This is a genomic window from Mycobacterium sp. (assembly GCF_032162105.1).
Taxonomy (GTDB): domain Bacteria; phylum Actinomycetota; class Actinomycetes; order Mycobacteriales; family Mycobacteriaceae; genus Mycobacterium.
On sequence record NZ_JAVRPS010000275.1, the window covers coordinates 1 to 8,274 of the forward strand.

Consider the following 8,274-nt stretch of genomic DNA (forward strand, 5'->3'; position numbering starts at 1 on the left):
ATGCCGATGAGGTCTTCGTCGGACAGGATGGATCCGTCCTCTGCGCTCTTGCGGATCAGCTCCGCGAGCAGCCCCTCGGACGTGGGGTCGGCGCGCTTCTCGGCGACCAGCTTGGTGATGTACTCCATGAGCCAGTGCGCACCCGTGTCGCGCTCGGCGCGGCGCTTACTGGTGTCCATCATCACCTCGGTGGCGTGATGGAACTTGTCCCGATCTTCGTAGGGAACGCCCAGCAGCTCGCAGATCACCAGGCAAGGGATCGGCAGGGCCAAGTGCTGAATCAGGTCGACCGGTTCACCGTTGGCACCCAGGGTCTCGATGGCGTCCAGATGTTCGGTGACGATGGTGTCGATGTACGGCTGGAGATTGGCCTGCACGGACTTGGGCGTGAACTTGCCCGACAGTAGTCGCCGGTACGCGCCGTGGTCGGGGGCGTCCATGGAGTTGAACGTCGGGGGCAATGCCTCGGCGGATTCGTTGTCGTTGGGATCGACACCGTGTTCTTCTGCGACGTCGTGACGTGGCCGCTGCGAACTCAGTCGTGGGTCGGAGAACACGAGACTGCCCTCCTCGAACCGGGTGACCAGCCAGCCGATACGGCCACTGGGGAACCGAACACGAGTGATGGGTTGCTCCTCCCGCAACTGGTCATAGGCCAACGGCGGGTCGAGAAGTCGCTCCCGCTCGATCGGCATATCGCGAATGGTGGTCGTCATCGGTTGTGCTCCTTGGCTTCTGGATTGGACTTGGCTTGACGTTCGCTGATGGCGGCCTCGACGCCCTGGTTGACCTGGGTGCCGTTGCCCCAGCCGACGTAGTAGTGCAATTGCAGTACAGCCTCCCGGAGCTCGCCGGGTGACAGCTCATCGTTCTGCAGCGCTCCCCGTGCCTGGATCTCGATCAGGTCGGCACGGCCCAATGCGGCGGTGGCTCCGATGACTAGTAGCCGGCGGTCGCGGATCGAAAGACCTGGCCGACTCCATATCTCGCCGAAGAGGTGGTCAATCGTGTCTTCCAGCATGGGATTCGACACTTCGGGCATGGTTGCCGAGAATCCCGGTCCGTAGACCGCGTCCATGGTCTTCAGGCCGAGTTCGGTGGTTTCACTCATCAGCGGTCCTTCTCTGGGATGGCCAAGGTCTCCGCGCCGTTGGCGCGGGCGGCATCGACCAGGGGGATGAGTACGTCGCTTCGTGCCGCCAGTTCCTGCGCGGCGGCGAGGTCCTTGTCCATCAGCCGTCGAATCTGCGGCACCATCTCGCGCGTGACCACTTCGGCCGAGAGTTGGTTGCGCAGCCAGGAAAACAACGTGGTGCCGCCAGGGTCCGCATCCTCGACGACGGTGATCAGCGTCGCCGGATCGACGCCGGCGGATGCAACCAGCGTGGCTGCCTCGTGGACGGCGCGCCAGGTGCCGTAGGTGATGATGTTGCGGGCGATCTTGGTCGCCATTCCGGCGCCTAGCGGCCCGCAGTGCACCACGTCCTTGGCGAAGCCCGTTAGCACCGGCATGGCGGCGGTGACGGTGGCGTCGTCACCGCCGAGCATGGCGACGAGGCCGTTGGGCACTGCTTGCGTGACGCCGCAATCCAACAGTGCCACATCCTTTTCCGCACACTTCTGCGCGAGTTCGTGTACCACTGGAACGGCAACGGTGCACAACAGCACAACGATTGATCCCGGTTGGGCGGCGGCGAGCACACCGTCGTCACCGCACAGGACCTCGCGAGCCTGATCTGCGTCGACCACGGCGAGCAAGACCACGTCGCTGCTGCGGGCCACCTGAGCCGGCGACGCGGCGGGCGCGGGCACACCGGGCAATCCGTCTGCCGCATCGGGGCGGATGTCGTACACCATCGGGGTCCGGCCGTTGCGGGCCAGGCTGACCGCAACACCGCCCCCGATCATCCCCAGCCCGATGACGCCGGCTCGCGGCACCGTTCGGTGGGATTCGACTGTGGTGGTTTCTGTTTGGGCGGTCATGCAACTACTCCCTCGTTGAGGATCGACGCCAGTTCGGCGTTCTCTGCGACCAGCGATCGGGCGGCACGCAGCGGGCGGATCATGTTGATGCCGACGGCGGCACGCGCGCGGCCGCCCTTGCCGTAGATCGCGACGAGCTTGCGCTCGTCGATGCTGCCGTCGGTGACGGTGAACGAGTCAGCGCCGCGCGGCAGACCGTGGATCTGGATCTTCAGGTCGTACTGGTCCGACCAGATGTAGGGCACCGGGACGAACGGGGCCGGACTGGATCCCGCGAGGATGTTGCGCGCGACGGCCGTACCCTGTTCGGCAGCGTTGGTTCGGTGTTCGACTCGGATGCGTTCACCGATCCCAACGTGCTGCCACGACGCAACGTCGCCCGCAGCCCACACGGCGGGTGCCGCCCGGCAGTATTGGTCACAGAGCACTCCGTTGCCGATCGGGATGCCGCTTCCGGCAAGCCATTCGGTGTTGGGGATCGAGCCGATCGAGACCAGTACGAGGTCGGCGACCAGCGTTGTGCCGTCGGCCAACTGGACGCCGGTGGCCCGGCCGTCCTCGGTCGCGATGCCGACCACCTTGACGCCAGTGAGAACCCGGACGCCGTGCTCGACGTGCACTCCGACGAGGAGTTGGCCTAGTTCATTTCCCAGCACGTCGGACAGCGGAGCTTCGACGTCGGACACCAGGGTGACTCGTGTCCCCGCCGCGCAAGCGACCGAGGCTACTTCGGCGCCCAGGAATCCGGCACCGACGATCACCAGTTGCAGATGTCCGGCCAATTCCGAACGCAGTCGCCGGGCGTCGTCGAGGGTGCGCAACACGTGCACACCGGCGATGTCGTCGGTGCCGGGCAGGCGTCGCGGACGCACTCCGGTGGCGATCACCAGGTCCTGGTAGCCGACCTGCGATCCATCGGAGAGTGCGACCGCTTGGGTCGCGGTGTCCACCGCCTCGGCCCGAACGCCAAGGCGTAGATCGAGATCCAGCGCGGCGATCCTTTCGGCGTCCCGCAGCTCAAGTTTGTCCTCCGATTACGTGCCGGCCAGAACCTCCTTGGACAGCGGCGGCCGATCGTAGGGCAGCTGGCTCTCCTCGCCGATGAGCGTGATCGGTCTGGTGAAGCCGTCGCGACGCAACGTTTCAGCAACCGATAGGCCGGCCGCTGAGGCGCCAACGACCACCACGCCCGCCGGGGGGGTCACTCCTGCACCGCGATCGCTGCCGCCGGGCATACCGCCGCCGCTTGACGCGTGGCCTCGTACTGGCCCTCCGGCGGATCGGCATCGAGAAGTATCACGATTCCGTCGTCTTCTCGCTGGTCAAAGACTTCCGGTGCGATCAGAACGCACTGGCCGGCCGCGCAACATTTCGTCTCATCAATGGTGACGTGCATCGTGACCCCTCCTCATCAAGTTAAGTGAACTAAGTTTAGTTATGGGGTGAGGTTATACCCAGAGTTGCGTTGTCGCCACCGACGGCGACGTGATTCAGCACACACTAAATAGGCGAACTAATTAAATGACCGGGGCCAAAGAGCGGTTCGGGTTGGCAGAGGTGACCACGGTGTCAGGGCAGACGCAATGAAATCGCCGAACAGTGCGGTCGTACGTCACCGACGGAACGAGCCTTACGGAGTGCCTTCGTTGGGCTCGACGAGCTCCTGAAGTTCGTGACGGACGATCTTGCTGGCGCTGCTGTGGGGTAGTTCGTCGAGCACCATGATCATGCGCGGCACTTTGTAATTCGCGAGGTCTTGGTAGTTCGCGAGAGTCTGCCATGGGCGCTCATCACCCATGCTCAACCCTTCACACCGCCGGGCCGAATACCGAGCGATGCGAACTGTTGAGTCAGGCGTTGGCCATTGCAGGCGGCCGGACGGCAGCCGGGTCAGAGTTGGCCAACGGCAGGGGCGGGCGTTGTCGCCCATGAAGTCGTAGGTGCGGCGCACGTCCATGCCCTCGGCGTACCTCCAGTAACCCGTTGGCTCGGCCAGGCCCTCGGGATGGACCAGTCCGAGCCGAACATCACCTCGTCCCGTCCGACGGTCTGCACCACGTCGGCCACCGAGCCCTCCCAGAACGGGCTGACCCCATCTACGGTGCGCAACGAGCCCGGGGCTCGCGCCGTGTAGCTATGCCGGTGCGGCGGTACTGAGACCCAAACCGCTAGCGGCGGAGGACATTCGCGCGTCATAAGTCACCACGGCCCGTAGCGAACTCTCGGCCCGCAACGCTGCCGTCAGATGAATGGCGTCGAGGCTGCGAAGCTGCCGCGGAGGCAGGCTTGCGGCATCGTCCAAAACCGCCCTGCTCAACGTCACCATCTCCAGCTCGTCCAACAGCATGCGCGCCGCCGTGACGGCCGCGGGTCCGGCGCTGGCGACCGCCCGCACGAGTTCGGTTCTGGATAGCGCGGCGGTGAACAGGGAATCTGCGCTGTAATCACGTAAGTAGTCACGCAGTGCCACCGATTGCGGCTCGGCAACAACCATTTTCACCAGGGCTGAGGTATCCAGGTACAGCCTCATGGACTACCGTTCCTGCGCGCGAAGCCGCTCAAGTTCGGCGGATGCATCAACACCGTAGTCGGTCGGCTCCATGTCCCGAATGTTGACTCTCCCCAGCGCCGGCACGACTTCGCCGGAGTTGATCAGATCCTGCCACGGGTCGGCGGTGATCGGAACCAGCCGGGCCACTGGTCGCCCACGGTCGGTGATCTCAATCGCCTCGCCGGCAGCGACCTTGGCCAGGTAGTAGCTGGCGTTCTGTCGCAGCTCGCGCACGCCGATTGTAGCCATGTGCTACATGGTAGCACTTTGTCCAACCCGGTCGTTGGTTGTGGATCCGCTTATGCGTTAGCGGCTTCCAGCACCGGCGGCTTAACGGCCCCTGGGTCGGGATTGGCCAGCGGCAGTCCCATGAACCGGCGGGCGTTGTCACCCATGAAGTCATAAGTGCGGCGCACGTCCATGCCCTCGGCGTACTTCCAGTAGCCCGTCGGGGTTGCGAGGCCCTCGGGATGCGGCCAGTCGGACCCGAACATCACCTTGTCCCATCCGACGGTCTGCACGACGTCGGCCACCGAGCCCTCCCAGAACGGGCTGACCCAGATGTTGCGGCGGAACACGTCGTGCGGATGCTCGGGGAAGTTCTGCGGCATCTTGCCGTACGTCGACGCAAGATCGTCGAACAGTGGCCTGATCCAAGCACTTCCGTTCTCGACGCTGGCGATGCGCAGCTTCGGGAACCGGGTGAGGGTGCCGTGGCAGATCAGGCTGGTCAGCATGTCGGCGATCTCCCGGTGGCCCAACGCCGTCCACTTGAACGCCGACATCTCGAACGCGCTACTCGTCGTCGGTGGCTCCCACTTCTCGATGTACTCCTGCAGCGGCGGCTGGCTGGCATGCAGCACGATCGGTAGGCCCGCGTCCTCGACGTCGCGCCAGAACGGGTCGAATTCCGGCAGCGCGGGGGAGCGCCAACCCTTGTAGCCGTACACCGGGGCCGGTTTGATCAGCGCGACCTTGGCGCCGTTGTTCAAGATGTATTCGAGCTCTCGGCGGCCCTCGTCGACGATGCCCAGGTTGATCACGGGCGTGCTGAAGACCCGGTTGGCGTGGCTGAAGCCCCAGTGCTCGAGCATCCACTGGTTCAGCGAGTGGATGATGGCAGCGGTCAGCTCCGGATCCTCGGCCGAGGAGTGCTCGACCAGGTTGGCCAGGGTGGGGTAGTTCAGGCAGGCATCGACGCCTTGTCCGTTGAGTTCGGCGATGCGATCTTCGGGGTTGCGCGCGCCAGGCGGGGTGTCGATGCCACGGCCCGACATCTCCCTCATCGTCAGTCCCTCGGGATTCTGGCCGGAGTAGAACTTCTCGTGCGCGCCGGGAGCGGCGACTCGTTCGAACGTCGGGTTCGGCATGTAGTCGGTGATCTTGTTCAGGATCGCGATCCGCGTGTGCCTGCCGATCTGGACGAACTGCACGGCCTTCTCGTACTGGTCGGGCAGGTACTTCAGCAGCGCGTCGGGAGTCTCGTACATGTGCTGATCGGCATCGAAGATCGGTGCGTCGGTGAACTGGGTCATCGGTGTGCCTCTCCCTAACTCAACTTGGGCTTGAAGACGAGCTTGGCGCAATCTGACGATTGTGTCAAGTGGGTAGCGATATAGGTACAGAAATCGCAATGAGCTGTGGCGATTGCACTTGACAGTACTGTCATATACAGTCGCCGCATGACGGTGACCTCGGGTGCTCCGGCCGGAGTGCAACTGGACGCCAGCCGCGGTGAGCGGACACGCGCCGCGATCCTGGACGCCAGCCGCCGGCTGTTCCTGGAGCGGGGCTTCGCGGGTATGCCGATCAACGCGATCACCGAGGCCTGCGGCATCTCGCGGGCCGGCTTCTACACGTACTTCAAGGACAAGAGGGAGATCTTCAACGTCCTCGGCGAGACGGCCTACCACGACGCCCTCGCCGTGATCGGCGAGTGGGCGGAGGCCGATGAACCGTTCGGGCCTGCCGACGTCCGGGCCTGGGTGGGCCACTACTTCGATTACATGGACCAGCACGGGGCGTTCGTGTTGGCCTCGGCGCAGTCGGCCCCCGACGATGACGCGTTTCGGATGTCGCGCAACCGCATGGTGTCCCGTGCGTCGTGGAAGTTGGGTCAGGCCATCGCGGGGGACGGCGCGCACTCACCGGACGTCATCGGCGTTGCGGTGATGGGGTTGCTCGACCGGGCCTGGTACACGGTGCACCGGCAGACGGTCGCCGTCGACCGCGACGAGATGATCGCGGTGGTCGCCGAGATGATCGTCGCGATGGCGCGGGTCTGACTTCGGACCTTAGCTCGCTTCTGCAGGCCGGAACGCAAACGTAAGTAGCGAAGCTCCGTCGGCAGTCTCCAGCGTGAAGGTGGTCGACACCAGAGGCTGGCCGATGCGCAGTTCGGCTGGGGTCGCCTCGACGATCAGGGTCTCCACCAGCACGCCTTCGGCCAGCTCGACGAAGCCCACCACGTACGGCTTGAACACCTTCGGATCCCGGTTGCCCTTGTACGGCAGGGGTGGCGCGAACTCCTGCGTTGTGTAGGTGTAAAGCGTTCCCTCCGTGGACAACTCGATCGCCTCGATGTCCTCCTGAATCTCCGGGTCGCCGTCGAAGAGCTCGGGTCGCTCGGCCGGGAACTTGATTGCGCCCGACGAACGCCTGCGCGACGCGAACAGCACCGCGCGGTCGCCGTCGACCCGGAACAGTCCCTCGGTGATCAGTGCAGTCATCTCAGACCACCTCGATGACCATCGCGGCACCCATGCCGCCGCCCGCGCACATGGACAGCACGCCGATGCCGCCACCTCGCCTGCGCAGCTCGTAGATCGCCGAGGTGACCATCCGGGCACCGGTCGCGGCGATCGGGTGGCCGAGGCTGATGCCCGAGCCATAGACGTTGACGATCTCCTCGTCGAGTCCGAGTTCGCGGGCACACGCCACGGCCTGGGCGGCGAACGCCTCGTTGATCTCGAACAGCGCGACGTCCTCGAGTTTGCGGCCGGCCAGCTCGAGCGCCTTGGGGATGGCCTTGATCGGTCCGCTGCCGGTGCGGGTCGGGCCCAGTCCGACCTGCGTCCACGACAGCACGTTGGCCAGTACGTTCTGCTGGGTGTCAGGCGACGCCAGTGCGACGACCGCCGCGGCGTCGTTGATGCCCGACGAGTTTCCCGCGGTCACCGAGAAGCCCTCGATCTCGGGATGCAACACCTTCAGTCCGCCCAGCGACTCCATCGAACTGCCTCGCCGCGGATGCTCGTCCTCGGCGAAGGTGATCGTGCTGCCGTCGGCCTGGGGGACCTGGATCGGGATGATCTCGTCGGTGAACGATCCGGCGTCGATGGCCTTGATCGCGCGTTGATGGCTGCGCAGTGCCCACTCGTCCTGGTCCTCGCGGGTGATGCCGTACTGGACGTTGCAGTTGTGCGCGACGGTTATGGACATGTCCATTGCAGGCGCTTCCGCGGTCGGCGGGTGCGACTCGGGGAACCACTGCTCGTAGTCCTCGGGCGACTTGCCCGAGGTGAAGGGCTTGCGCTTCTGCATGATCGGTCCGGTGGACAGCGACTCCATGCCGCCCGCCAGGATGGCGCGGCTCATGCCGGACGCGATCTGTCCGGCGCCTACGGCGATGGCCGAGAGGCTGGACGCGCACTGACGGTTGACGGCCAGCCCGGGGATGTCGAGCAGGCCGAGGGCCACCGCGACGTAGCGGGCACTGTCGCCACCGCCCTGCATGCTCT

The 8,274-nt window shown here is 65.1% G+C and carries 11 protein-coding genes and 3 pseudogenes; 1 reads left to right on the forward strand and 13 read right to left on the reverse strand.

The genetic code is table 11. The features are described from left to right. The 11 genes and pseudogenes from QOC69_RS14165 to QOC69_RS14215 all read right to left on the reverse strand — a co-directional run. The coding region (locus QOC69_RS14165) for a cytochrome P450 family protein (RefSeq protein ID WP_526440507.1) at positions 1 to 716 on the reverse strand (716 nt) is incomplete at its 3' end. Then, entirely contained in the window at positions 713 to 1,111 is a 399-nt protein-coding gene (locus tag QOC69_RS14170; RefSeq protein ID WP_526440509.1) for a carboxymuconolactone decarboxylase family protein, read from the reverse strand. The genes QOC69_RS14170 and QOC69_RS14165, both read right to left, overlap by 4 nt. After that, a complete protein-coding gene (locus tag QOC69_RS14175; protein ID WP_526440511.1) occupies positions 1,111 to 1,983 on the reverse strand; it encodes an NAD(P)-dependent oxidoreductase in 873 nt (290 codons plus the stop codon). Before QOC69_RS14175 ends, QOC69_RS14170 begins: the two co-directional genes overlap by 1 nt. Next, entirely contained in the window at positions 1,980 to 2,228 is a 249-nt protein-coding gene (locus tag QOC69_RS14180) for an oxidoreductase C-terminal domain-containing protein (RefSeq protein ID WP_526440527.1), read from the reverse strand. The genes QOC69_RS14175 and QOC69_RS14180 overlap by 4 nt, the downstream gene beginning before the upstream one ends. Before the next feature lie 114 nt (positions 2,229 to 2,342). Then, positions 2,343 to 3,218, reverse strand: a pseudogene (locus QOC69_RS14185) (NAD(P)/FAD-dependent oxidoreductase); the annotation flags it as partial. Beyond that, positions 3,185 to 3,379 carry a ferredoxin gene (locus QOC69_RS14190; protein ID WP_526440513.1) on the reverse strand — a complete coding sequence of 65 codons (195 nt, stop codon included), beginning with the start codon at positions 3,377 to 3,379 and terminating at the stop codon, positions 3,185 to 3,187. The gene QOC69_RS14190 and the pseudogene QOC69_RS14185, both read right to left, overlap by 34 nt. 234 nt (positions 3,380 to 3,613) lie before the next feature. Then, positions 3,614 to 3,739: pseudogene (locus tag QOC69_RS14195) on the reverse strand (hypothetical protein); the annotation flags it as partial. Between the two features lie 94 nt (positions 3,740 to 3,833). Beyond that, positions 3,834 to 4,074 (reverse strand): annotated as a pseudogene (locus tag QOC69_RS14200) (amidohydrolase family protein); the annotation flags it as partial. A 43-nt stretch (positions 4,075 to 4,117) separates the two neighbouring features. Then, positions 4,118 to 4,513 carry a type II toxin-antitoxin system VapC family toxin gene (locus QOC69_RS14205; protein ID WP_526440515.1) on the reverse strand — a complete coding sequence of 132 codons (396 nt, stop codon included), beginning with the start codon at positions 4,511 to 4,513 and terminating at the stop codon, positions 4,118 to 4,120. Between the two features lie 3 nt (positions 4,514 to 4,516). Further along, the gene (locus QOC69_RS14210; protein ID WP_526440517.1) at positions 4,517 to 4,783 is read right to left on the reverse strand and encodes a type II toxin-antitoxin system Phd/YefM family antitoxin; all 267 of its coding nucleotides are present in this window, start codon (positions 4,781 to 4,783) and stop codon (positions 4,517 to 4,519) included. Between the two features lie 50 nt (positions 4,784 to 4,833). Further along, positions 4,834 to 6,069, reverse strand: a complete 1,236-nt coding sequence (locus QOC69_RS14215; protein ID WP_526440519.1) for an amidohydrolase family protein — start codon at positions 6,067 to 6,069, stop codon at positions 4,834 to 4,836. Positions 6,070 to 6,216: 147 nt separating this feature from the next. Here QOC69_RS14215 and QOC69_RS14220 point away from each other — a divergent pair, with 147 nt between their 5' ends. Then, positions 6,217 to 6,819 carry a TetR/AcrR family transcriptional regulator gene (locus QOC69_RS14220; protein ID WP_526440521.1) on the forward strand — a complete coding sequence of 201 codons (603 nt, stop codon included), beginning with the start codon at positions 6,217 to 6,219 and terminating at the stop codon, positions 6,817 to 6,819. Positions 6,820 to 6,828: 9 nt separating this feature from the next. Here the strand turns inward: QOC69_RS14220 and QOC69_RS14225 are convergent, their stop codons facing one another. Both QOC69_RS14225 and QOC69_RS14230 read right to left on the reverse strand, forming a co-directional pair. Beyond that, entirely contained in the window at positions 6,829 to 7,263 is a 435-nt protein-coding gene (locus QOC69_RS14225; RefSeq protein WP_526440523.1) for a Zn-ribbon domain-containing OB-fold protein, read from the reverse strand. 1 nt (position 7,264) lies between these two features. After that, positions 7,265 to 8,274, reverse strand: a 1,010-nt coding sequence (locus QOC69_RS14230; RefSeq protein ID WP_526440525.1) for a thiolase family protein, incomplete at its 5' end; no start/stop codon positions are given.